This is a genomic window from Actinomadura sp. NPDC048955 (assembly GCF_040649435.1).
In the GTDB taxonomy this organism is placed as follows: domain Bacteria; phylum Actinomycetota; class Actinomycetes; order Streptosporangiales; family Streptosporangiaceae; genus Spirillospora; species Spirillospora luteofluorescens.
Genome location: NZ_JBEZJI010000003.1, coordinates 93,189 through 114,649, shown reverse-complemented (window position 1 = coordinate 114,649; position 21,461 = coordinate 93,189). Strand labels below are relative to the sequence as shown.

The 21,461-nt window shown below is 73.3% G+C and carries 19 protein-coding genes; 6 read left to right on the top strand and 13 right to left on the bottom strand.

Annotation, left to right across the window (positions count from 1 at the left end; translation table 11 throughout):
- Positions 1-22 precede the first annotated feature (22 nt).
- The 3 genes from crtI (AB0C84_RS04380) to AB0C84_RS04370 are packed head-to-tail and all read left to right on the top strand — an operon-like array spanning position 23 to position 3,334.
- Entirely contained in the window at positions 23-1,492 is a 1,470-nt protein-coding gene (gene crtI / locus AB0C84_RS04380; RefSeq protein ID WP_361061019.1) for a phytoene desaturase family protein, read from the top strand.
- Positions 1,489-2,394: a phytoene/squalene synthase family protein gene (locus AB0C84_RS04375; RefSeq protein ID WP_258943931.1), complete on the top strand. Its 906-nt coding sequence runs from the start codon at positions 1,489-1,491 to the stop codon at positions 2,392-2,394. Before crtI (AB0C84_RS04380) ends, AB0C84_RS04375 begins: the two co-directional genes overlap by 4 nt.
- A gap of 1 nt (position 2,395) precedes the next feature.
- Complete coding sequence (locus tag AB0C84_RS04370) at positions 2,396-3,334, top strand: phosphate acyltransferase PlsX (protein ID WP_361061017.1); 939 nt, start codon at positions 2,396-2,398, stop codon at positions 3,332-3,334.
- On the opposite strand, the gene AB0C84_RS04365 is transcribed toward AB0C84_RS04370, so the two are convergent.
- Entirely contained in the window at positions 3,328-4,062 is a 735-nt protein-coding gene (locus AB0C84_RS04365; RefSeq protein ID WP_361061015.1) for a spheroidene monooxygenase, read from the bottom strand. The two genes, AB0C84_RS04370 and AB0C84_RS04365, sit on opposite strands and share 7 nt — an antisense overlap.
- Positions 4,063-4,074: 12 nt before the next feature.
- On the opposite strand from AB0C84_RS04365, the gene AB0C84_RS04360 reads away from it, so the two are divergent.
- Positions 4,075-4,680, top strand: coding sequence for a glycerol-3-phosphate acyltransferase (locus tag AB0C84_RS04360; protein WP_258943934.1), 606 nt, complete (start codon positions 4,075-4,077; stop codon positions 4,678-4,680).
- Here the strand turns inward: AB0C84_RS04360 and AB0C84_RS04355 are convergent.
- The 5 genes from AB0C84_RS04355 to wrbA form a co-directional block, all read right to left on the bottom strand.
- Positions 4,631-5,773 carry a glycosyltransferase family 2 protein gene (locus tag AB0C84_RS04355; RefSeq protein WP_361061013.1) on the bottom strand — a complete coding sequence of 381 codons (1,143 nt, stop codon included), beginning with the start codon at positions 5,771-5,773 and terminating at the stop codon, positions 4,631-4,633. The genes AB0C84_RS04360 and AB0C84_RS04355 overlap by 50 nt on opposite strands.
- Entirely contained in the window at positions 5,770-7,239 is a 1,470-nt protein-coding gene (gene crtI / locus AB0C84_RS04350; protein WP_361061011.1) for a phytoene desaturase family protein, read from the bottom strand. The genes AB0C84_RS04355 and crtI (AB0C84_RS04350) overlap by 4 nt, the downstream gene beginning before the upstream one ends.
- Entirely contained in the window at positions 7,227-8,012 is a 786-nt protein-coding gene (locus tag AB0C84_RS04345; RefSeq protein ID WP_361061360.1) for a carotenoid biosynthesis protein, read from the bottom strand. Before AB0C84_RS04345 ends, crtI (AB0C84_RS04350) begins: the two co-directional genes overlap by 13 nt.
- Before the next feature lie 61 nt (positions 8,013-8,073).
- On the bottom strand, positions 8,074-9,516 hold the full coding sequence (locus AB0C84_RS04340; protein WP_361061009.1) for an MFS transporter: 1,443 nt from the start codon (positions 9,514-9,516) through the stop codon (positions 8,074-8,076).
- A gap of 33 nt (positions 9,517-9,549) precedes the next feature.
- Complete coding sequence (gene wrbA / locus AB0C84_RS04335; protein WP_361061007.1) at positions 9,550-10,230, bottom strand: NAD(P)H:quinone oxidoreductase; 681 nt, start codon at positions 10,228-10,230, stop codon at positions 9,550-9,552.
- A 77-nt stretch (positions 10,231-10,307) separates the two neighbouring features.
- Between wrbA and AB0C84_RS04330 the strand changes: the two genes are divergently transcribed.
- A complete protein-coding gene (locus AB0C84_RS04330) occupies positions 10,308-10,769 on the top strand; it encodes a MarR family winged helix-turn-helix transcriptional regulator (protein WP_361061005.1) in 462 nt (153 codons plus the stop codon).
- A 56-nt stretch (positions 10,770-10,825) separates the two neighbouring features.
- Here the strand turns inward: AB0C84_RS04330 and AB0C84_RS04325 are convergent, their stop codons facing one another.
- Positions 10,826-11,851 (bottom strand): LuxR C-terminal-related transcriptional regulator, encoded by a 1,026-nt coding sequence (locus AB0C84_RS04325; RefSeq protein ID WP_361061003.1) that lies wholly within the window; start codon positions 11,849-11,851, stop codon positions 10,826-10,828.
- A gap of 348 nt (positions 11,852-12,199) precedes the next feature.
- Between AB0C84_RS04325 and AB0C84_RS04320 the strand changes: the two genes are divergently transcribed.
- Positions 12,200-13,582, top strand: coding sequence for a carbohydrate-binding protein (locus AB0C84_RS04320; protein WP_361061001.1), 1,383 nt, complete (start codon positions 12,200-12,202; stop codon positions 13,580-13,582).
- Between the two features lie 57 nt (positions 13,583-13,639).
- On the opposite strand, the gene AB0C84_RS04315 is transcribed toward AB0C84_RS04320, so the two are convergent.
- The 6 genes from AB0C84_RS04315 to AB0C84_RS04290 all read right to left on the bottom strand — a co-directional run bounded on the left by AB0C84_RS04315 (position 13,640) and on the right by AB0C84_RS04290 (position 21,304).
- Positions 13,640-15,217 (bottom strand): carbohydrate-binding protein, encoded by a 1,578-nt coding sequence (locus AB0C84_RS04315; protein WP_361060999.1) that lies wholly within the window; start codon positions 15,215-15,217, stop codon positions 13,640-13,642.
- Between the two features lie 446 nt (positions 15,218-15,663).
- The gene (locus AB0C84_RS04310; protein WP_361060997.1) at positions 15,664-16,716 is read right to left on the bottom strand and encodes a hypothetical protein; all 1,053 of its coding nucleotides are present in this window, start codon (positions 16,714-16,716) and stop codon (positions 15,664-15,666) included.
- Entirely contained in the window at positions 16,716-17,999 is a 1,284-nt protein-coding gene (locus AB0C84_RS04305) for a Gfo/Idh/MocA family oxidoreductase (RefSeq protein WP_361060995.1), read from the bottom strand. The genes AB0C84_RS04310 and AB0C84_RS04305 overlap by 1 nt, the downstream gene beginning before the upstream one ends.
- A 108-nt stretch (positions 18,000-18,107) precedes the next feature.
- Positions 18,108-19,364, bottom strand: a complete 1,257-nt coding sequence (locus AB0C84_RS04300) for an extracellular solute-binding protein (protein ID WP_361060994.1) — start codon at positions 19,362-19,364, stop codon at positions 18,108-18,110.
- Positions 19,365-19,455: 91 nt separating this feature from the next.
- Positions 19,456-20,316, bottom strand: coding sequence for a carbohydrate ABC transporter permease (locus AB0C84_RS04295; protein WP_258943945.1), 861 nt, complete (start codon positions 20,314-20,316; stop codon positions 19,456-19,458).
- Positions 20,300-21,304, bottom strand: a complete 1,005-nt coding sequence (locus AB0C84_RS04290; protein ID WP_361060991.1) for a sugar ABC transporter permease — start codon at positions 21,302-21,304, stop codon at positions 20,300-20,302. Before AB0C84_RS04290 ends, AB0C84_RS04295 begins: the two co-directional genes overlap by 17 nt.
- Positions 21,305-21,461 lie beyond the last annotated feature (157 nt).

The window sequence follows — 21,461 nt, the reverse complement described above, 5'->3', positions numbered from 1 at the left end:
TGCCGATGAGAGGGCGGGGCTGATGGGAGGGCGGGGCCCGGTCGTCGTGATCGGGGCGGGTCTCGGCGGCCTGTCCGCCGCGGTCCATCTGGCGGCGCGGGGACGCGAGGTGGTGCTGGTCGAGGCCCGGGACGTGCCCGGCGGCTGCTGCGGCACCGCCAGCACCGGCGGGTACCGGTTCGACACCGGACCCTCGGTGCTGACCATGCCGGACGTGCTCGCCGAGACGTTCGGCGCGGCGGGCGCCGACCTGGAGAGCGTGCTGCCGCTGCGGCGCCTGGACCCGTTCTACCGGCTGGCGTTCCACGACGGGTCCCGGCTGGACGTGGTGGGCGGCGCCGAGCGGATGGCCGCGAACGTCCGGGAGCTGTGCGGCCCGGCCGAGGCGGCGCGGTACCTGCGGTTCCGGCGGCGCCTCGGGGAGATGTTCGAGGCGGAGTGGTCGTCGTTCATCGACGCGGACATGACCCGGCTGCGCGGCATGGCGCGGCCCTACGCGCTGCTCAGGCTGGCGGCGGCGGGCGGGTTCCGGCGCCTGGACCGCTTCGTGGCCGGTCACCTGACCGACGAGCGGCTCGTCAGGGCCCACACCTTCCAGGCGCTCTACGTGGGGCTGCCCCCGCACAAGGCGCTGGCGATCTACGCGGTCGTCGCGCACATGGACACCGTCGGCGGCGTCTACTTCCCCGCCCGGGGCGGCATGCACGCCGTGCCGCAGGCGCTGGCGGCCGTCGCGGAGAAGGCCGGCGCCTCGATCAGGTACGGCGTCCGCGCCGAACGGGTCGAGACCGGGGCGGACGGTGTGACGGCGGTCCGGCTGGACACCGGTGAGCGGCTCCCCGCGAGCAGCGTCGTCGTCGCCTGCGACCTGCCGCGGGCGCACGCCGGGCTGCTGCCGGAGGAGGCCGGCGACTGGCGGCTGCGCAGGCCGCGGTACTCGCCGTCCTGCCTGGTCATGCACTTCGGGCTGGACAGGCGGCTGCCCGGGCAGTCCCACCACACCCTGCACTTCGGCCGCGAGTGGGGCGGCGTCTTCTCCGCCCTGGCGGCGGGACGTCCGCAGCCCGACCCCAGCCTTCTCGTGACATATCCCGAATCGGACGACACCGCCGCGCCCGCGGAGCACTCGACGTTGAGCGTCCTGGAGCCCGCGCCGAACCTGGCGGGCGGAGCCGACTGGGACCGTCTCGCCCCGCACCTGGAAGACCGCCTGCTGGGCCGCCTGGCCGACCTCGGGTACGGCGACCTGTCGGCGGCGCCCCGGGAGACGTTCGACCCACCGGCGTGGGAGCGTCTCGGCCACTCGGCGGGCACGCCCTTCGCCCTCGACCACCGCTTCCGGCAGACGGCGTGGTTCCGCCCGTCCGGCCGTAGCCGCCGCGTCCCGGGACTGCACTTCGCCGGGATGTACACCGCGCCGGGGGTGGGGGTCCCACCGGCGCTGATCTCCGGGAGGCTGGCCGCCGCCCGGATCCTGGAGGGCGCCCGATGACGCTGACCGCGAGCTACGAGCACTGCCGCCGCCTGAACGCCCGGCACGGACGCTCCTTCTATCTGGCGACGCTGCTGCTGCCCGCGTGGAAACGCCGGCACGTCCACGCGCTGTACGGGTTCGCCCGCCATGTGGACGACATCGTCGACGAGTACAAGGCCACTGGCGCGGAGGGCCGCGGCGCGGCGTTGGACCAGGTCAAGGAGCGGCTCGACGCGGCGCTGGCCGGCGAGCACGTCCGCGACCCGGTGCTGCCCGCGCTGGTGCACACCGTGCGGTCGTTCGACGTCGAGCGTGCGGACATCGACGCGTTCCTGGAGTCGATGCGCGCCGACCTGACCGTCACCCGCTACGCGACGTACGACGATCTGCTGGCTTACATGGAGGGGTCGGCCGCGGCCATCGGCCTCATGATGCTGCCCGTCCTGGAGACCCTGCCCGGCGCCGGGCGGTCCGCGCGCGAGCCCGCACGGGAGCTCGGGCGGGCGTTCCAGCTGACCAACTTCCTGCGCGACGTGGCCGAGGACCTGGGCCGCGGCCGCGTCTACCTTCCGACGAACGACATGAAGAAGTTCGGCGTCACCGAGGACGACCTGGCCTCCGGGACGTGCACGCCCGGCCTCCGCGAGCTGGTGGCCTTCGAGGCCGGCCGCGCGCGGGAGCACTACGCCCGGGCGCTGGAGGGGGTGAAGCTGCTGGTGCCGTCCTCGCGTCCGTGCATCCGCGCGGCGCACGAGCTGTACGGCGGGATCCTGGACGAGATCGAGGCGTCCGGCCACGACGTGCTGGCCGGGCGGGCGCGGGTGCCCCGCCGCCGCCGCGCCGTGATCTACGCGCGGCACCTGGTGGCGGCGTCCGCCGCGGGCCGGGCCGAGCGGCGCGTTCCCGCCGGGACGGTCTGACATGGGAGAAAAGGGCGGTACGGCGCGGGTCGTGCTCGACGCGATGGGCGGCGACCGCGGGCCCGCCGAGACCGTCCCGGGCGCACTGGCGGCGCACCGCGAGCACGGCGTGCCCGTCCACCTGGTGGGACGGGCCGACGAGATCGACGAGGAGCTGCGGCGGCACGGCGGCATCGGCGAACTGGAGGTGCAGCACGCCGACGACGTGATCCCCATGGCCGACCGGGGCTCGAACGCCGCGTTCCAGGCGAAGTCCAGCCTGATGGTGGGCTGCGAGCTGGCCCGCCGCGAAGGAGCGGCGTTCGTGTCGGCCGGGTCCACCGGCGCGGTGGTGACCTGCGCGGTCCGCGCCTTCGGGCGGCGCAAGGGCGTGCTGCGCCCCGCGCTGGCCGTGGCGCTGCCCGCCCTGTCGGGCCACACCGTCCTGGTCGACGCGGGCGGCACCGCCGACCCGTCGGCGGAGATGGTGGCGCAGTTCGCGACGCTCGGCGCCGAGTACGCGCGGAGCGTCCTGGGCGTGACCGACCCCTCGGTGGGGCTGCTGTCCATCGGAGCGGAGCCGGGCAAGGGCAACCGGCTCGTCCGGGACGCGGCGGTGCTGCTGCCGGGGATGCCGGTGCGCTTCCACGGCAACGTCGAGGGCCACGACGTCCTGGCCGGAACCGTCGACGTGGTCGTGACCGACGGGTTCACCGGGAACGTCGTGCTGAAGAACATCGAGGGCTGCGTCCGCACGACGCTCGGCCTCGTCGCGCGCGCCGGGGTCACCGACACCGGGCCCCTGGAGGCGGTCGCGCGGCTCTACGCCGCCGACACCCACGGGGGCGCCGCCCTGCTGGGCCTGACCGGGACGGTCGTCGTCGCGCACGGCTCGTCGAACGCGGCGGCCGTCGCGCGCGCCTGCCTGGTGGCACACGACCTGGCCGCGGAGGGTCAGTGAGCCACGGGGCCGGGGGCGGCTCCGTCCCGCTCCCCGGGGCGCAGCGGGTCGCGGCCGTCCCAGGTCCCCTCGGCACCGAACGGAACGAAGCGGGCGAAAAGCTCCTCGCTGTACCAGCCCTCGCGGCGGACGCGCCTGATGACGGCGCGGTGGGCGCTCCCCTGGTAGGCGTAGCGGTGGACGGACGCCTCGTCCCGCCAGAGCGAGAACGTCGCCTGCCGGGCGAGGGGCCACTCCCCGATCCCGACCGAGGCGAGGCAGCCGTCCTGGCCGCCCAGCAGGCGGTCCACGTCCGGCACGGAACGGTAGAACGCCACCAGCCGTCGCGGACGGATCGACGCCCTGGTCAGCACGGCCACCGGCCCGCACGGCGCGGGACGGTCCACCGTGTCCCCGAGCGGATCCGACCCTCCCCAGCCGCCCCGGGACGCCAGCGGCGCGAGCCGCACATGCCAGGACTCCTCGGCCTCGTCCCGCCACCGCGCCGCGATCGGCGAACGCGCAAGGAAGCGCTCCAGCGCCGGTTCGCCGTCCCACACCGCGAACAGGGCCCAGCGGCGCAGGTCGGCGCCGAGGCTCATGGAGCGGCCCCTCCCCGTCCCGAGCAGCCGCCAGAACCGCAGCCCTCCGGTGCCGCGCAGCACCGGACGGTCGAACGCCATGTGCCGCATGGCGTCCACTCCCGCGTACCTGATGAGGTGGAACGAGGCGATGATGTCCGTGCTCATGGCGGTGGTCCCGTGTTCACAGCGGTGATTCCCATGCTCGTGGCGGTCGTCGGCGGCTACCTGCTCGGCTCGGTGCCTGTCGCGGTGCTCGTCGGGCGAGCCCACGGCCTCGATCCGCGCGACGTCGGCGACCGCAACCCCGGTTTCTGGAACGTCATGGAGCAGCTCGGCCGGAAGGCCTCCGTGCCCGTCTTCGCCGGCGACATGCTCAAGGGGACGGCGGCCGGGCTGGTCGGCCTGCTGGTGAGCGGCGCCGAGACGGGCCGGTTCGGTTCGGTGGCCGGGGCGAGCGTCCTGCCGGTGTACGCGGCGGTCGGCGCGGCGATGGCCGGCCACGCCTGGCCGGTGTTCGCCGGGCGCCGGGGCGGGCGCTCGATCCTGACGTTCGCGGGCGGGTTCGCGGTGATCTGCCCGGTGGCGTTCGCGCTCGGCCTCGTCCTGCTCTTCGCGGGCAGCCTCGTCTTCTCGTTCGCGTGGGGCACCCGCCTCGCGGTGTTCTCGCTGCCGGTGCTCCAGCTGTTCTTCGCGCCGGTCGAGCAGGTCGCCGGGACCGGGGCGCTGATGTGCCTCATCGGGCTGCGCTTCGGGCAGGCGGCGCTGGCCGGACGGCGGACCTGACCGTCGCGGGGCCGTAGTCCCGGCCGCGCCAGGTGCGCGCAGGCAGCAGCGCCGACCAGGTGAGCCGGACGGCCGTCGCCACGTCCATGAACGGGGACGCCGCGAGTCCGGGGCCGGGACGCGCGTAGCTGCCGCGCAGCGCCGTCACGAGCAGGAGCCGCTGCGCGAGGAGGCCGAGGTCGAGCGGCGTCGGCCGTCCCGCCGCGAGCCGCAGGACGGGCAGCGCGGCGGTCAGCCACACCACGGCCAGGTCGCCCGCCAGATGGGCCGCGGGGGTGACGTCCCGCAGCGCGATGGAACGCCCCCACCCGTGCCACACGTCCGCGGCGGAGGTGTGCATGTCCACCTCCAGCAGCGGGCCCGCGTCCACGAACGCGACCCGCCAGCCGTCGCGGGCGAGCAGCCTGCCGAGCGCCACGTCGTCGGTGAGATGGCGCCGGACCCGCGCGAACCCGTCGGCCTCGTCCATGCGCGCCTTGCGGAAGGCCATGCACTGGCCGTTGATGAGCAGCCGCTCCGCGGACGCCCCCGGCCCGGCCGGGCCCGTCGTCGACCCGATCGGGCCGAAGCGGTAGACGAGCGTGGCCAGCAGCGAGGCGTGCAGCGCCTGCTCCACGGCGTTGCCGCAGATGAAGCGGGGCCCCGCGCTCACCAGGTCGTGGGCGTTCAGGAGCGCCGCCAGCTCCGCGCAGAGGCCCGGCTTGGGACGCATGTCGGCGTCCAGCAGGACCACGACCGGGCCGGTCGCGGCCCGCACGCCCTGGTGCAGGGCCCACTGCTTGCCGACCCACCCGTCCGGCAGCGGCGCGCCCTCGACGACGGTGGCGCCCAGGCTCTTCGCCAGCCGCGCCGTGCCGTCGCGCGACTCGTCGTCCACGACGATGACCTCGCTCACGGCGGGGTCGGCGAGCAGCGGCGCCAGGCACGCCCCGATGCGGGCCTCCTCGTCGCGCGCGGGGATCACCACCGACACCCGCTCGGGCGGTCGACCCGCCGCGCCCGGCCTCAGCGGTTCGGGGCGGCGGCGCCCCCGGGCGAGCCGCGCCGCGACGACCCCGGCGGCGGCCGCCTGGAGGACGGTCAGCGCCCTCATCGCGTCTCCGTTCTCTCGCGGGGCGCGGTGCCGCGGGCGCCGCCGAAGTCCTGGTTCACGAGGGCGGCGACGATCCGCCCGCCCATCGCGACGAGCGGGAGGCCGCCGCCGGGATGGGCCGACCCGCCCACCAGGTAGAGGCCGCGCCGCGGCCCGCGGTTGCCGGGCCTGCGGAACGGCGCGAGGCGTCCCTGGTAGGGGGTGCCGTAGATGGCTCCGCCCCAGGCGCCGTACCGGTCGCGCAGGTCGGCGGGCGTGAACATGTCCACGAAGCGGAGCCGTCCCGACAGGTCGTGCCCGCGTTTCGCCAGACGCTCCAGGACCAGGTCCCGGTAGGACTCGCGGGACATCGGCCAGCGGCCGGGATCGCGCGCCGGGACGTTCACCAGCATCGTCCAGTTCTCCGCCCCGTACGGGGCCTGCGCCGGGTCGTCCACCGCCGAGCAGCCGATGTAGACGGTCGGGTCGTCCGGCGGCACGTTCCGGCGGAAGATGTCGTCGAACTCCTTGCGGTAGTCCGCCGAGAAGACGACGGAATGGTGCGGCAGGTCCTCCGTGCGGCCGTCCACCCCCGCGAGCAGCAGGAACGCCGACGACGACAGGCCGAGCCCGGCGAGCCTGCGCAGCCGGCGCCGGTCGGGCAGCAGCCAGCCGTACAGCGCGGCGGCGTCCGCGTTGACCACCACCGCGTCCGCGTCCACCCGCTCCCCCGACGCCAGCACCACGCCCGACACCGCCGAGCGGCCGGCGACCACCTCCGCCACCTCGGTCCCGGTGTGCACCTCGACGCCCGCATCGGTCAGGAGCCGGGCGAGGGCGTCGGCGATGCGCGGCAGTCCGCCCGTCACGTACCAGCCGCCGTGCCCGTGCTCGATGGCCGGGACGCAGCCGAGGGCCGCCGGCGCCTGGTATGGGCTCGACCCCGCGTACGTCGCGTACCGGCCGACGTACTGCCGCATCCGCGGGTCGTCGAAGAAGCGCCGCGCCAGGCCGTCCAACGTCCGGCCCGGCGCGACCGAGAACAGGTCACCGATCCGGGGCTTCTCGGAGGGACGTCCCAGCGGCCCGGAGAAGAACGTCCGCTCCGAGGCCGCGTAGCACTCCTCCGCCCAGCCGTAGAAGGACCGCCAGGCCGCCCCCTGCCCGGGGCTGAGCCGGTCGACCTCCTCTTCCATCCGGGCGGGGCTGCGGAACGCGCGCAGACGCGTCCCGTCGGCGAAGTAGTACCGGCACAGCTCGTCCAGCTCCACCAGCGGGACGTCCACCCCGAGTTCCTGGAACAGGCGCGGCATGGTCAGCAGGGACGGGCCGAGCGAGAACGCGAACCCGTCCCGCTCGTACTCCGCCAGCTTCCCGCCGAGCCGGTCCAGCCGCTCGTACAGCCGGACGTCGTGGCCGCCGCGCGCCAGCCGCAACGCGGCGGTCATCCCGCCGACCCCGCCGCCGACCACGATCACTTCCGCCATGCGCGCCTCCATGCCGGGACGGCGAACGCCCCCATCGCCACCCCGCCCGCCGCCGCGACGAGCGGGTCCCGGGGCTCGAACACCGCCGCGAACGCCACCGTCTCCATGCCCGCCATCACCGAGTAGAGCGTGACGAGCCCCCGGGACGGGCCCTTTCGCCAGGACGGGAGCGCGGCGTCCTCCCGTCCGGCGATCAGGTCGATCGCCAGCATGACCAGGAACGACACCACCAGCCATCCGGCGAAGTTGCTGAGCGGGACCCCCCGGTAGGGGCCCTCGTCCGCCCACGTCCACAGGCCGAGCCGCAGCATCTGCGGGTCCAGGAACAGGTCCCACGCCGTCAGCGCCGCGGCCCCCGCCGCCCACCGCGCGACCCGGTTCCGCGGGGCGATCGCGGTCGCGACGGCGTGCGCGGCCAGCCCCATGCCGCCCCACGCCGCCGCCACGATGACCGGCACGCCCCCGGCCTGCGGGCGCAGCACCGAGGTGTAGGAGTACTCCCCGAACGGCATGCCCGTGCGGATGCCGACCCATTCGGCCGCGTAGCCGATGGCCACCGTCGCGGCGAAGGCCCCGGCCGCTCGGCCGGGGCTCCGCCGGTCGGCGAGGAACGCCACGGCGCTCGCCGCCAGCAGCACCACGACGACGCTGGTCAGCCGGATCGGCTCGGGCCTCAGCCCGGACGCGACCTGGGCCGCCACCATCGCGGCCAGCAGGCCCGCGCCGACCAGTCCGAGGGGTCGCGGCGCCGGCGCGTCCCAGCCGAGCCGCATTCTGCGCACGAATCCCACACGACCACTTCGTACGGGGGCGGCCCGGCGGATGCATCGATCGTCAGGACGCGTCCCGGCGGCCCGGCAGCAGCAGGCCGGCCGCCGCGATGAGCAGGCCCAGACCGGCCGCGATCAGGAAGACCCGGTCGTAGCCGGCGGCGAGGGCGGCGGTCGTGCCCGGCGCGCCGGACGCGGCCCGCGTGCGCGCGGCGGCGGCCGTCGCGAGCACCGCCAGGCCCACCGCCCCGCCCGCCTGGGAGGCGGTGTTGGCCAGCCCGCCGGCGACGCCCGCGTCGCCCTCCGGGACGCCGGCGGTCGTCGCGGCCATGAGGGTGGGGAACGTGAGCCCGATGCCGACCGCGACGAGCAGCGTGGGGCCGAGCACGCCGGTGAGGTAGCCGCTCCCGGCGCCGGCCTGGGAGAGCCAGCCGAACCCCGCGAGGAAGCAGCCGCAGCCCGCCAGCACCAGGAGGCGCGCGCCCGTCCGTGGCAGCAGCCCGGCGCCGAAGCGCGCGACCAGCATGAACACCACGGCCGCGGGCGTCTGCCCGAGCCCGGCCCGGAGCGCGCCGTAGCCCAGGACGTTCTGCAGGAACAGCGACGTGAAGTACCACATCGCGATGGCGATCCCTCCGAAGAGCAGCAGCATGCCGCCGCCCACGGCCACCCCCCGGATCCTGAACAGCCGCAGCGGCATCAGGGGCCGGGCGGCGAAGCGCCCCTCCACCACGAGGAAGACGGCGAGCAGGAGCAGGCCCGCCGCGACCGGACCGGCGACCCGCGCGGACGTCCAGCCGTGGCCGGCGCTCTGCATGACCCCGTAGATCAGCGCGGCCGCCCCGGCCGTCCCGGCGGCGGCGCCGGGGAGGTCGAGCGGCTCCCGCCGGCCGGTCCGCGCGCCGGGCAGCGACGTCAGGGCCACCACGATCAGCACCGCGCCGATCGGCACGTTGATCAGGAACACCCACCGCCAGGACAGGCCGGTCGTGAGGGCCCCGCCCGCGAGCGCGCCCGCCATCCCGCCCACGCCGCCCGCGGCGGACCAGGCGCCGAACGCCCGGGCCCGCTCGCGGCCCCCGGTGAAGCCGGTGTTGATCACGGCCAGCGTGGCCGGGGCCAGCAGCGCGGCTCCCGCGCCCTGGACGGCGCGCGCCGCGACCAGGACCTGCGGCGCGGCCGCCAGGCCGCCGGCCAGGCTGGAGGCGGAGAACAGGAACATCCCGGCGGCCAGCGCCCGGCGGTGGCCGACCAGGTCGGCGGCGCGCCCGCCCAGCAGCATGAGCCCGGCGAAGGTGAGCAGGTAGCCGTTCACCACCCAGGCGAGTCCGGCCGCGCCGAAGCCGAGGTCCCGGTCGACCGAGGGCAGGGCGACGTTCACGATGGACGCGTCCAGGATCACCATGAACTGGCACGCGCACACCAGCACCAGCACGAGCCGCCCGGGCCCGGTCCCCGCCTTCGCGGACTCCCGGCTCGACGCCTTCGCGGACAACTCAGACGACACGGGAACCTCCCACATTCGAAGGAACGCGGCCGCTCACGCCGGCGTCCGGACGGTCGTCTCGGCGGCGCGGTCGCCCTCGGCGGCGCCTCCGTTCACGCCGGTGGCGCGGGTTCCGGCCAGCAGGCGGGCCGTGGTCCGGGCGAGGCGGCGGCCCTGGTGGCGGGCCGCGTCGAGGGACGCCGCGTCGGGGCCGTCGCCGGACGGGCCGGTCACCGCCGAGGCGCCGTAGGGGTTGCCTCCGGCGGCGTAGACGGCCGGGTCGGTGTAGCCGGGCGGGACGATCAGCGCGCCCCAGTGGTAGAAGACGTTGGCCAGCGAGATGATCGTGGCCTCGTTGCCGCCGTGGCGGTTGAAGGCCGAGGTGAACGCGGTCACCGGCTTGTCGGCCAGCACGCCTTCGCGCCACAGCCCGACGCTCTGGTCGATGAACTGCTTGAGCTGCGCGGCGGGCGCGCCGAAGCGGGTCGGCGTCCCGAACGCGTACGCGTCGGCCCACGCCAGGTCCTCCACGGCGGCCTCCGCGATCGAGGCGGTGGCGTCCATGTGCCGCCGCCACCGCGGGTTCTCGTCGATCGTGCTGCCGGCCGCCAGTTCGGCGACCCGCCGGAGTCTCACCTCGGCCCCGGCTGACGCGGCGCCTTCGGCGACGGCCTGCGCGAGCGCGTGCACGGCGCCCGTCGAGCTGTAGTAGATGACGGCGACCTTCACGGACATGTCGGCTCCTCGACGTCGCGCTAGAATTAGTTATGCGCATAATGTTATGCGCATAACTAATCCGTCAAGGAGGGGCCGTGGACTTCGACCGAGCCGACGCGATCAACCAGGCCGTCCGGCTGCTGAGCCTGCGCCACCGGGCCCGGGCCGCCGCGCTGCTGGCCCCGCTCGGCCTGCACCCCGGCCAGGAGGCGCTGCTCCTCGAACTCGCGCGGACCGGCCCGAGGATCCAGGCCCAGCTCAGCGAGGCGCTCGGCTGCGAGCCGCCCAGCGTCACGCTCATGACCCGCAAGCTGGAGGCGTCCGGGCACGTCCGCCGCAGACCCGCGCCCTCGGACAGGCGCGCCAGCATCGTGGAGCTCACCGAGGCAGGCGCCGCCCTGGCCGAGCGGGTCAAGGACCTGTGGTGCGCCCTGGCGGAGGAGACCGTCACCGGCCTGCCCGAGCAGACCGTGGCGGACCTGCCCGGCCTGCTCGCGACCCTGACCGCCAACGTCGACACCCGGCGCGCACGCCCCGCCCGCGGGTCCGGCGAGTGAGCACGCCGGCCCGTCCGGCCGGACGCGCGTGAAGGCGCCCGCGTGGTCGCGGGGTCTCAGACCAGGCCGCGACGGGCGGCGTGGACGCCCGCCTGGAACCTGGTGCGGGCGTTGAGGGTGCGCAGGAGGCGCGCGACGTGCCGGCTGACCGTGCGCGCGCCCATCCCGGTGTGGCGGGCCACCGCCTCGTCCTTCAGCCCGGCGGCGAGAAGGGTGAGCAGATGCCGGTCGGCCTCGGACAAGCGGGGCCAGACGCCGACCGGGCCGGACTCGTCGTCGAAGCGCAGCGGCGTCGCCTGCTCCCAGCAGGTGTCGAAAACCTCGATGAGAATGTCGAGCAGCGTCGACGGGCGGATGAGCGCGGTGATGCCGGGATCGTCGCCCCGCAGCGGCATCAGCGCCATCTCGTCGTCCACGATGACGAGTTTGGCGGGCGGGTTCTCCAGGATGCGGGCCCGTTCACCGAAGCCGGAATCCTCGCGGGCCAGCTCCATGCGCGCGGGGATGGCCAGGGCCTCGGGCGTGTAGATGGCGCGGTACTCCACGCCGTTCGCCAGGCGCTCGCGCTCGATCGCGTTCGGGCTGACCGGGTCGACGGCGTAGGGCGGCTTGTCGATGGCCTTCACGTGCCTGACCGCGGCGCGCTGGACCTGCTCGTAGCGCTGGATCACCGCGTCCAGCCCGTCGATCACCTCCACCAGCTTCTCGGGGTTCGACCGCTGCTCGGCGGCCAGCAGATCGCCGTTGATCCGCTTGGCCTCGATCCGCGCGCGGATGAACTCGGTCTCCCGCTTGCGGATGAGCGTCTCGACCACGGCGTCCGGAGGATGGGCCGTGTACGCGCGGTCCGCCGGGGCGGCCGCCCCGCCCGCGCCCGCCACCCCGGCCGCGCCCTCCGCGCTGATCATGCCGAGGTCCTCCATCTCCAGGAGGAGCGCCGCCAGGCGGGGACGCGGCGCCTCCGACATCCCCGCCAGCTCGCCCAGCGTGCTGCCCGGGTTGTACAGCAGCGTGAGGTAAAGGGTCTGCTGCGTGGCGGTGACACCGAGAGCCGCGAATGGATTCTCACCTGGTGCGGTCACGGGAAACATGAAAAGGATTATGAAGCCGACGGAGTGCGACTTCCAAGTAACCTCCGTTTCGGCCCGGGCCCGGCGCGCACCCCGCACACACCGGGCCCGAACCGCCGCCGGGACCCGCAGATACTTCCCCTGCCGCCAGTTCCGGCCGCACATCTTCCATCGCCGAGCTCCCTTACGCGACTGAACGGAAGCAATTCGACTTTGCCTTCCGGACGCCGCGCACGGCAAGCGGGTCAGTGGCGAATTCAGACACGGGCGAAAACTCGCCAGAACGCGGGGGCGGAGAGCCTTTCTCGCCGCGCGAGAGGACATCTACGTTTGCCGCACCCCCACCCCCGAGGAGAGACCATGTCCCACAGACGCGGCTTGCGCGTCGCCGTGCTCGCGGCCGGCGCGCTGGGTCTGGCCGGCACGCAGGGCATCGCGGTCGCCCAGCCGGGCCCCGCCGGGCCCGCCCGTCCGGCTCCCCGCACGACGGCTCCCTACTCCGCGGCGACGGCCGCGGACGTTCCGCCGGCCATGCTGAAGGCGATGCGGCGCGACCTCGGCCTCACCGAGGCGCAGGCGAAGAAGGCGCTGGTCAACCAGTTCGACTCCGGTGTCACCGCCGGGAAGCTGCGGCTGAGGCTCGGCGGCGACTTCGCCGGGAGCTGGGTCAGCGGCAGGACCGCCGAGACGCTGCACGTCGCCACCACCGACCCCGCACGGACGGCCGAGATCACCGCCCAGGGCGCGCGGGCGACCGTCGTCGGCCGCAGCCTGGCCGAACTCACCGCCGCCAAGGCGAAACTGGACCGTGCCGCCGCGCGCGAAGCCCCGTCCCGCTCCCCCGTCTGGTACGTGGACGTCCAGGCCAACCGCATCGTGGTGCTGAGCTCCGCGCCCGCCGAGGCCCGCGCCTTCGCGAAGGCGGCCGGAGTCGACGCCGCCGAGGTCACCGTCAAGCGCTCGGCCATCAGGCCGCGCACCTACTACGACCTGCGGGGCGGCGACGCCTACTACATGAACGGCTCGGGACGCTGCTCGATCGGCTTCTCGGTCACGCGCGGCGGAACGCCCGGCTTCATCACCGCGGGGCACTGCGGCCAGCCGGGCACGACCACCAGCGGGTACAACCAGGTCCAGCAGGGCAGCTTCCAGGGCTCCTCGTTCCCCGGCAACGACTACGCCTGGGTCGCGACGAACGGCAACTGGTCGCCGGTCGCGCGCGTGAACGGCTACGGGACCGTCCAGGACCCGGCCGTCTCCGGCTCGACGGTGGCGCAGACCGGCTCCCCGGTGTGCCGGTCCGGATCCACCACCGGCTGGCACTGCGGCACCGTCCAGCAGCTCAACACGAGCGTCACCTACCCGCAGGGCACCGTCTCCGGGGTCACCCAGACGAACGTGTGCGCCGAGCCGGGCGACTCGGGCGGCTCGTTCATCTCCGGCAGCCAGGCGCAGGGCACGACGTCCGGCGGCTCCGGCGACTGCCGCAGCGGCGGGACGACGTTCTTCCAGCCGGTCAACGAGGGGCTCCAGGTCTACGGCCTGACGCTCTACACCGGCACGTCCAACCCGCCCGACGACCCGCCGGACGACCCGCCGAGCGGCAGCTGGGCGGCGGGCACCGTCTACCAGGTCGGCGACGTCGTGACCTACAACGGCGTCGGCTACAAGTGCATCCAGTCCCACCAGGCGCAGCCCGGCTGGACGCCGGAGAACGTCCCGGCGCTCTGGCAGCGCGCCTGACGCGAGACCCCGGCCTTCCCCCGGGCGTGACGCCGGGGGAAGGCCGGATCCATGCCGTCACAGAGTCTGTGCTCTGCCCCCGAAGGTCACGACGAGGCGGCCGTCCGACCCGAAGGACCAGCCGAGCGCGCCCGCGTAGGAGGAGCACCGGGAGCCGTTCGAGCCGGACCAGAACTGGTCGGACCCGTCGGCGTCGCCGACGACCTTGTCGTTCGACCCGTCGACGGCGAACCGGCACGAGGTGTCGTTCCGGAACACCGAGGTGCCCGCGTCGAACGAGAAGTTGCGCTCCTCGTTGTCGACGCTGACGTTGTCCGACACGGTCATCGGGCCGGGGTTCCTGTTGTAGGTGAACCCGTGGTGGCCGTTGCCGTAGGCGATGCTGCGCCGGACGACGTGCTTGACCGCGATGTCCTCGCCGCCGAGCTTGTAGCCGTTGCGGTCGCCGTTCCCGGCCTGGCCGCCGTTGGAGAGCGTGCCGTTGCCGTAGGAGAGGGAGTCCTCGATGGTCACCGGGCCGATGGCGCCCGTGTCGCTCTTGGTGTAGAGGTCCCAGCCGTCGTCGATGTTGTTGTGGGAGACGTCGTAGCGGAAGACGTTGCCGGAACCGATGGTGAGCTTCGCGGCGAAGCCGTCGGCGTCCTCCCCGTCGGAGTCGGCGTTGTCGTGCGACTCCGAGCTCACCACGAGATTGCCGGAGGGCCACTGGTCGCGGGGGGTGTCGGAGGCGATCCGCGAGATCTGGAGTCCGGAGTCGCGGTTGAAGCGGGTCACCGTGCGCTCGATGACGTTGCCGCTGCCGCCCACGAAGATCCCGTTGTCGCCCGCGTGCTCGACGACGACGCCGCGGACGTGCCAGTACGACCCGTTCACGGCGAGGCCGCGGTTGGCCGGGTCCTCGCTCATGGCGGCGAAGTTCAGCACCGGGGTCTCGCCCGGATAGGCGAACAGCTCCGTGCGGTCGCTCTGCGTGCCGTTGCGCCCCTGCGGGATGGCGACGGTCTGCGAGTAGCGGTAGGTCCCGCCGCGCAGGTAGATCGTCCCGCCGGGGGCGATGCGCCCGATCGCGGAGGTGAGCGTCGTCGGGTCCGCCTGCGTCCCGGACGCGCCGTCACTGCCGCCCGGCGCCACGTACAGCGTGTCGCCGCCGGTCGGTGGCGGAGTGTCGCCGGTGTCGGCCTCGACGTAGTCGATGTTCGGCAGGCCCTCGGCGCCGGTGGGGGTGAACCGGACGGTGTTGGCGCCCGTGTTCACCGGCACCGTGATCGTCTTGGTGGCCCAGGCGTCCCACGAGGCGGTGCCCTCGAACGACACCGCCGGGACGGCCGCGCCGTTCACCGCGACGTCCGCGGCCCGCGCGGCGGAGGTGCCGTTGGCGAAGCGGACCCGCAGCGTCGCGCTGCCGGCCGCCGAAGCGTTCACCGTTAACTGCGCGTAGGCGCCGGCCCGGTTCGTGGCGTTGCAGAATCCGGTGCCGGAGTAGCCGCTGTGGTTGGAGTCGATGGTGCCGGTGCACACCGCCGGCGAGGTCTCGGCCTCGTAGCGGGTGGTGGTGGCGTGCGCGGCGGTGCCGGGCAGGGCGGCGAGCCCGCCGGCCACCAGGCCGCCGCACGCGATCAGGGATCTCAGCTGCATCGTCGTTTCTCCAGTCGAGTATCGGAGCAGTTCCTGGGCAGGATCGAAGCGAAAGCGTGAATTGCGCGGAGCCCACGACAGACGCCGCATCCGCTGCTTTCCGGATTGTCGCGGACGGGCCGGAGGATGGGGGCGGACGAGCCCGCGACGAAGGAATCGGAAGCACGGAGAAGACGCCTTTCCGTCGCGATCGCGGCCATCGCCATGGGCCGCTCATCGGGGTGGGAGCGGGCGGAAGGCCGGACATCGGCCTTCCTCAGAAAGCGCTTTCCTTCACGTTAGATCCGCACCACTAATACGTCAACGATCCTGCAATTGTTTCATGACACCGACCCCTGAACCGTGCATCGAAAAACGCATTTAACTGACCTGACGGCCGGAACGTCCAACGGCCGCCGCACCGAAACCGCGCCGGTCGGATCAACGAGCGTTCCCGGCCCTCGGCGCTACCGGCGCGGCCCGCCTCCGGCGGTCTCGGCGAGCCAGGCGAAGGCGGCGTCCTGCATGGTGCGGTCGAAGCGGTGCGGGGCGTCGAAGAACATTCCGGCATAGAGGCCCGGCGCGTCCCGGTAGGCGTCCGTGATCTGGCGATGGGCCCGGCGCATCCCGGTCGCGGGGAAGAGCGGGTCCGCGGCGGCGTAGAGGACCATCCGCGGAGCCGGTGCGCGGGAGGCCACCACACCGGGCCAGTCCGCCAGCCGGGTCAGCCCCGGCGGGAACAGCATCCAGGAGTGCGCCGCCACGTGCTCCTCGCGGAGGTCCCGGAAGGAGGAGACGGCCGCGGCCACCACCACGGCCCCCACACCGGAGTCGAGCGTCCCCAGAACCGCGGCCCGTACCCCGCCCCCCGACAGCCCGATCGCGGCGACGGCGGCGATGTCGGGACGGGAGCGCAGGTAGGCCGCGGCCGCGAGATCCTCGGAGGCGATGACCCCGGTGAACGAGGTGCCCAGCAGCGTGCAGGTCTTCGCCAGGGCGTGCTCGTGGTCGCGGGCGGCTCGGTCGTAGCGGTCCGGTTCGCTCGCCTCCGGGCCGGGGCCGGGATCCAGCGGGAACCGGCGGCCGCCCCAGGCGAACACGTCGTGGACCAGCACGGCGAAGCCCCGGCGGGCCAGCTCGCCCGCGTAGGCGCGGCCCCCGTAGAGCCGGTCGCGCAAACGGACGATCTCCGGCGCCGGCGGCTCCGGGCCGTCCGCGATCTTGTCCTTGCCCGCCCACTTCATGCCCGCGTGGCAGTGCATCGCGAGCACGCCCGGCAGCGGACCTGCGGCGCCCCGCGGACGGAGCAGATACGCGCGGGTGCGGGGTCCGAAGCCGACCGTCCAGGACAGTTCCTCCCCGTCCAGGCCCGCGCCGGTCCAGCGGCGCTCGACGCGGACGTCGCGGGCGCGCAGGTCGAGGACGCCCAGCGCGTCCCGGAGGCGTTCGGGCAGGTCCGGCCCCGGCCGCGGGAACAGCCCGCGGTCGCGGCGGGCGATCTCCGCCAGTTCCCCGAGCATCAGTCCGCCCGGCGGGTGCCGCCCGCCGTGAGGGCGACGGGGGCGCCGGTCACGGCGGACAGGCCCGCGGAAACGCCGATCATCACGCTCGCGACGCCCGCGCGGTACCCGGCCTGGCGGGAGAGCGGGTCGTGCGACGGTCCCCGGAACACGTCGTCGAGCAGGAGGGCGTCGCCGCCGCCGTGCGCGCCCGCGCCGTTCCCGATCACGATCTCCTCCGGCTCCCGCCAGTGCCGGTGCAGCACCAGCCGCTCGGACGCGCCCGCGGCGTGCTCCTTGCCGGACGCGGTCGGGTCGATCGCGGCGTGCGGCGGCGTCCACGCGCGCTCGACGACGTCCAGTTCGAGCCGTCCGGCGGTGCCGTTGAGGACGGCCCGGTACCCCTCGGCGGGCGCGTGCGCGTTGAGGGAGTAGGTGAGCATCGCGCCGCCCTCGTAGCGGACGAGGACCGCCATGTTGTCGTCGATGGTCACGCCCTCGCCGAAGACGTCCTGGTCGCGCAGGTACCCGTCCTCGTGCTCGGCGTCGAGGTAGAGGCTCTTCAGCCGGGGATCGGCGGCCAGGTCCAGCAGGAACGGGTCCGTGCCGAGGCCCGCCGCGTCGCGGGCCCGGGCGGGACGTCCGGTGAGGCCGCGGGCGCGGGCGTTCGCGGCGCCGTAGAAGCGCAGCGACGTCTGGGCGTAGACGGAGGCGGCGGCGTCGGCGATCCACCAGTTGACCAGGTCGAAGTGGTGGGTGGACTTGTGCACCAGCAGCCCGCCCGAGTTCGCCCTGTCGCGGTGCCAGCGGCGGAAGTAGTCGGCGCCGTGGACGGTGTCGAGCGCCCAGTCGAAGTGCACCGAGGTGACCTCGCCGATCGCGCCCTCCGCGACGAGCCGGCGGACGGCGCTGTTGCGCGGCGAGTACCGGTAGTTGAAGGTGACGACGAGCCTGCCCGGGCCGCGCTCGGCCGCCGCGGCGATCGCCGCGCAGTCCTCGGCGGTGGTGCACAGCGGCTTCTCCACGACGACGTCCTTGCCGGCGTCGAGGGCAGCGACCACGTAGCGGGCGTGGGCGGCGTCGACGGTGGTGACCACGACGGCGTCGGCGAGGTCGAGCACGGCCCCGAACTCCTCGGGCGCGAAGCACGGGACCTCGCGGCCGATCCGGTCGAGGTAGTAGCGCAGGCGCGTCCGGTTGGGGTCGCAGAGCGCGGCGATCTCGCCGGTGTCGCTCCATTCCCCGAGCAGCGCGTCGACGTACATCTGCGCCCGGTGGCCGAGCCCGACGAAGGCGTATCGCATGGCGGGAGAACTCCAGGGAGAGGGCGGGCGCCGTGCGGCCCGGCCGTCCTCGGGCCGCACGGCACGTCACGGGGGCCGGAACCGCGGCGGCGGGCCCGGCCCGGGACGTCAGGACAGCGCGTTGTCGGCCTCGGTGAGGAAGGTCTTGGCGGCCGCGTCCGGCTGCGCCTTGCCGAACAGCACCGAGTCGGTGGCGCGCTTGAGGATGTCCTCCATCTCCATCGCGCCCTTGGGCGGGACGACGACCGGGCTGAGGTCGCCCTTGATGGAGTCCATGAAGGCCAGCACCTTCTGGTCCGCCGGGGTGAGCCTGCTCTTGATCGTGGCGATGACCTTGGCGTTGGTGGGGAGGCCGCGGTCGCTGAGCAGGATCCCGCCGGCTTCCGGGTCGTTGACCAGGAAGTCGACGAACTTGCGGGCGTTCTCGGCCTTCTCGGACTTGGCCGAGATCGTGTAGTACATCGCCGGCTGGAGGAACATGCCCGAGGCGGAGGCGCCCGGTGCCTTCGGCATGCGCAGCAGGTCCAGCTCCTGCCCGGAGCCCTTCGTCAGCGCGTCGAGCTGGTTGCTCCACCAGCTGCCGAACACGCTGGTGTTGGTCGCGAGCAGCGCCTGGTCGACCTTGGTGCCGGTCTCCAGCATCTTGGCCGCGGCCGGGCCCGCCTTCGTGTCGATGATCTTCTTCAGGAGCGCCCACCAGTCCTTGACGGTCTGCTCCGACAGGGCGACCTTGCCGTCCCCGTAGAACTGCTCGCCCCGCTGCGCGGCGAAGATCTGCAGGAACGCCGGGTTCTCGTTGTACTCGGTGCCCCAGACCTTGCCGCCGCTCTTCTCCGTCACCTTCTGGGAGGTCGCGACGTAGTCGTCCCAGGCCCAGGTCTTGTCGTCGGGGGCCTTCTGGCCGTACTTCTCCAGGGCCGCCTTGTTGACGACCATCGGGAAGGCGTTGACGCCGGTGGGGATCGCGTACTGCTTGCCGTCGACCTGGCCGGCCTTCAGGACGCTCTGGTCGAGGTCGGCGGTGTTCACCTTGCCGGTCAGGTCGGCGAGGGTGCCGCGGCCCGCGTACTCCGCCAGCCCGCGGATCTCGATCGACATGACGTCGGGGGCGTCCCCGGCCGCGGTCTTGGTGGCGAGCTTCTCGTAGTAGCTGTCCCAGTCGGAGAAGTCGCCCTCGACGTCGATGCCGGGGTTCTTCGCCTCGAACTTGGCGATGGCCGCCTCGGTCAGCTTCTGCCGGGAGTCGCTGCCCCAGTAGGAGAAGACGATTCTGTTCTTGCCGCCGGAATCGCCGTCGCCGCTGCCGCACGCGGTGGCCGACACCGCGAGCAGGGTGAGGGCGGTGGCCGCCAGGATGCGCTTCATGTGTCGTGTACCTCCGGGGACGGGGGTGGGGAGGGACGGGGGCCTGTTCGGGGGCGGGAGCCTCGCGGGCGGAGGCCTTCCGCGGGCGGGTCTATTTGAGGCCGGTGGTCGCCATTCCTCGGACGAGGTATTTCTGGCCGGCCAGGAAGAAACCGAAGATCGGACCGAGCGAGACGATCGACATCGCGAACATCGGCCCCCAGGAGGAGTCGCCGCTGGAGTCCATGAACTGGCGCAGCGCCACCGGGGCGGTGAGCTTGTCGGAATTGGTGAGGTAGAGGTTCTGGGTGAAGAAGTCGTTCCACGTCCAGATGAAGGTGAAGATCGCCGTGGTGGCCAGCGCGGGCACGCAGAGCGGCATCACCACCTGCAGGAACGTCCGCCAGTAGCCGGCGCCGTCGATCGCCGCGGCCTCGTCCAGCTCCCGGGGCAGGGTGCGGATGAACTGCACCATCAGGAAGATGAAGAACGCGTCGGTGGCGAGGAACTTCGGCACGACGATCGGCCAGATCGTGTTGATCCAGTCGATCTTGTTGAACATGATGTACTGCGGCACGACCGTCACGTGGTGCGGCAGCATGATCGAGCCCAGCATGACCGCGAACCAGAACCGCTTGAACGGGAACTCCAGCCGGGCGAACGCGTAGGCCGCCATCGAGCAGGCCAGCAGGTTGCCGACGACCGCCAGGGACGTGATGACCGCGGAGTTCCAGAGGTAGTACCCGAAGGAGTGCTTGAGCGCGCCCCACCCGCCGGAGTAGTTCGCGCCGGTGACCTCCGAGGGCACCAGGCCCGGCTCCCGGAAGATCAGCTCCTCCGGCTTGACCGAGCTGGAGATCATCCAGAGCAGCGGGTAGAGCATGAACAGCCCGAACACGATCAGCAGCACGTGCCTGGTCAGCCGGGAGACGGGCCGGAACAGCACCGGCGCGCGCTTACCTGTCGTCGCCATAGAAGACCCAGAATCGAGACATGAGGAAGTTGACGGCGGTCAGGGCCGCGATGATGAGGAGCAGCACCCACGCCATGGCGGCCGCGTAGCCCATCTCGTAGTTCTTGAAGCCCTTGATGTAGAGGTAGAGCGTGTAGAAGAGGGTCGAGTCGACCGGCCCGCCGTTGCCGCCGCTGACGACGAACGACTGCGTGAACGACTGGAACGACTTGATCACTTCCAGCACGGCGTTGAAGAAGATGATCGGCGTGAGCAGCGGCAGCGTGATCGAGCGGAACTGCCGCAGCCGGCCGGCGCCGTCCACCCGGGCCGCCTCGTACAGGCTCCGCGGGATCTGCCGCAGCCCGGCCAGGAAGATCACCATCGGGGCGCCGAACGTCCAGACGTGCAGGACGATCAGCGTCCAGAGCGCGGTGTCGGGGCTGGTGACCCAGCCCTGGCCGTGGTAGCCGAACCAGCCGAGGAACGTGTTGACGATCCCGTCCGTCCCGAAGATCTTCCGCCACAGGATGGAGATCGCCACGCTGCCGCCGAGCAGCGAGGGCAGGTAGAACACCGACCGGTAGAACGACAGCCCGCGCAGTCCCCGGTCCAGCGCCATCGCCAGCCCGAGGGCGAAGGCGAGCTGCAGCGGGACGGACACGACGACGTAGGTGGTCGTGACCTTGAGGGAGTTGGTGAACCGGTCGTCGGCCGTGAACATCGTGTCGTAGTTCTTCAGGCCGACCCAGTGCGCCTCGCTGAGCAGGCTGTAGTCGGTGAACGACAGGTACAGCGAGGCGATCATCGGGCCGAGCGTGATGGCGAACAGGCCGACGAACCAGGGGGCCAGGAACAGGTGGGCGGTCCACGCCTGCGAGCGGGAGCGGCTGCGGCGGCGCCGGCCCGTCCGGCGTCCCGCCCGCCGCGGCGCGCCCGCCCCGGCGGGGGGCGCGGCCGGAGGCTGCGGCGTCTCCGCCGTTCCGGACGCCGCGGATCTCAGCGTCATCACTGGCCCTTCGGTGAGTCAGGTGAATCGAGATAGCGCTTTCTTAGCGCTATGGCCGCGAGGACGTCAACCCTTTGCAGTGAGCTGGCTCACGATCGCCTCCGAAGCGGAATCAGATATGACCAGTTCAGAGGCATCATGAGCACGCAGTGCGAGC

Coding starts and splice junctions, on each gene's coding strand:
- wrbA (WP_361061007.1), bottom strand. CDS start 10,230: ATGTCCGTGAAGGTCGCCGTCATCTACTACAGCTCGACGGGCGCCGTG.
- AB0C84_RS04290 (WP_361060991.1), bottom strand. CDS start 21,304: ATGACGCTGAGATCCGCGGCGTCCGGAACGGCGGAGACGCCGCAGCCT.
- AB0C84_RS04365 (WP_361061015.1), bottom strand. CDS start 4,062: ATGAGCACGGACATCATCGCCTCGTTCCACCTCATCAGGTACGCGGGA.
- AB0C84_RS04355 (WP_361061013.1), bottom strand. CDS start 5,773: ATGAGGGCGCTGACCGTCCTCCAGGCGGCCGCCGCCGGGGTCGTCGCG.
- crtI (WP_361061019.1), top strand. CDS start 23: ATGGGAGGGCGGGGCCCGGTCGTCGTGATCGGGGCGGGTCTCGGCGGC.
- AB0C84_RS04320 (WP_361061001.1), top strand. CDS start 12,200: ATGTCCCACAGACGCGGCTTGCGCGTCGCCGTGCTCGCGGCCGGCGCG.
- AB0C84_RS04300 (WP_361060994.1), bottom strand. CDS start 19,364: ATGAAGCGCATCCTGGCGGCCACCGCCCTCACCCTGCTCGCGGTGTCG.
- AB0C84_RS04345 (WP_361061360.1), bottom strand. CDS start 8,012: ATGCGGCTCGGCTGGGACGCGCCGGCGCCGCGACCCCTCGGACTGGTC.
- AB0C84_RS04310 (WP_361060997.1), bottom strand. CDS start 16,716: ATGCTCGGGGAACTGGCGGAGATCGCCCGCCGCGACCGCGGGCTGTTC.
- AB0C84_RS04305 (WP_361060995.1), bottom strand. CDS start 17,999: ATGCGATACGCCTTCGTCGGGCTCGGCCACCGGGCGCAGATGTACGTC.
- crtI (WP_361061011.1), bottom strand. CDS start 7,239: ATGGCGGAAGTGATCGTGGTCGGCGGCGGGGTCGGCGGGATGACCGCC.
- AB0C84_RS04375 (WP_258943931.1), top strand. CDS start 1,489: ATGACGCTGACCGCGAGCTACGAGCACTGCCGCCGCCTGAACGCCCGG.
- AB0C84_RS04315 (WP_361060999.1), bottom strand. CDS start 15,217: ATGCAGCTGAGATCCCTGATCGCGTGCGGCGGCCTGGTGGCCGGCGGG.
- AB0C84_RS04370 (WP_361061017.1), top strand. CDS start 2,396: ATGGGAGAAAAGGGCGGTACGGCGCGGGTCGTGCTCGACGCGATGGGC.
- AB0C84_RS04295 (WP_258943945.1), bottom strand. CDS start 20,316: ATGGCGACGACAGGTAAGCGCGCGCCGGTGCTGTTCCGGCCCGTCTCC.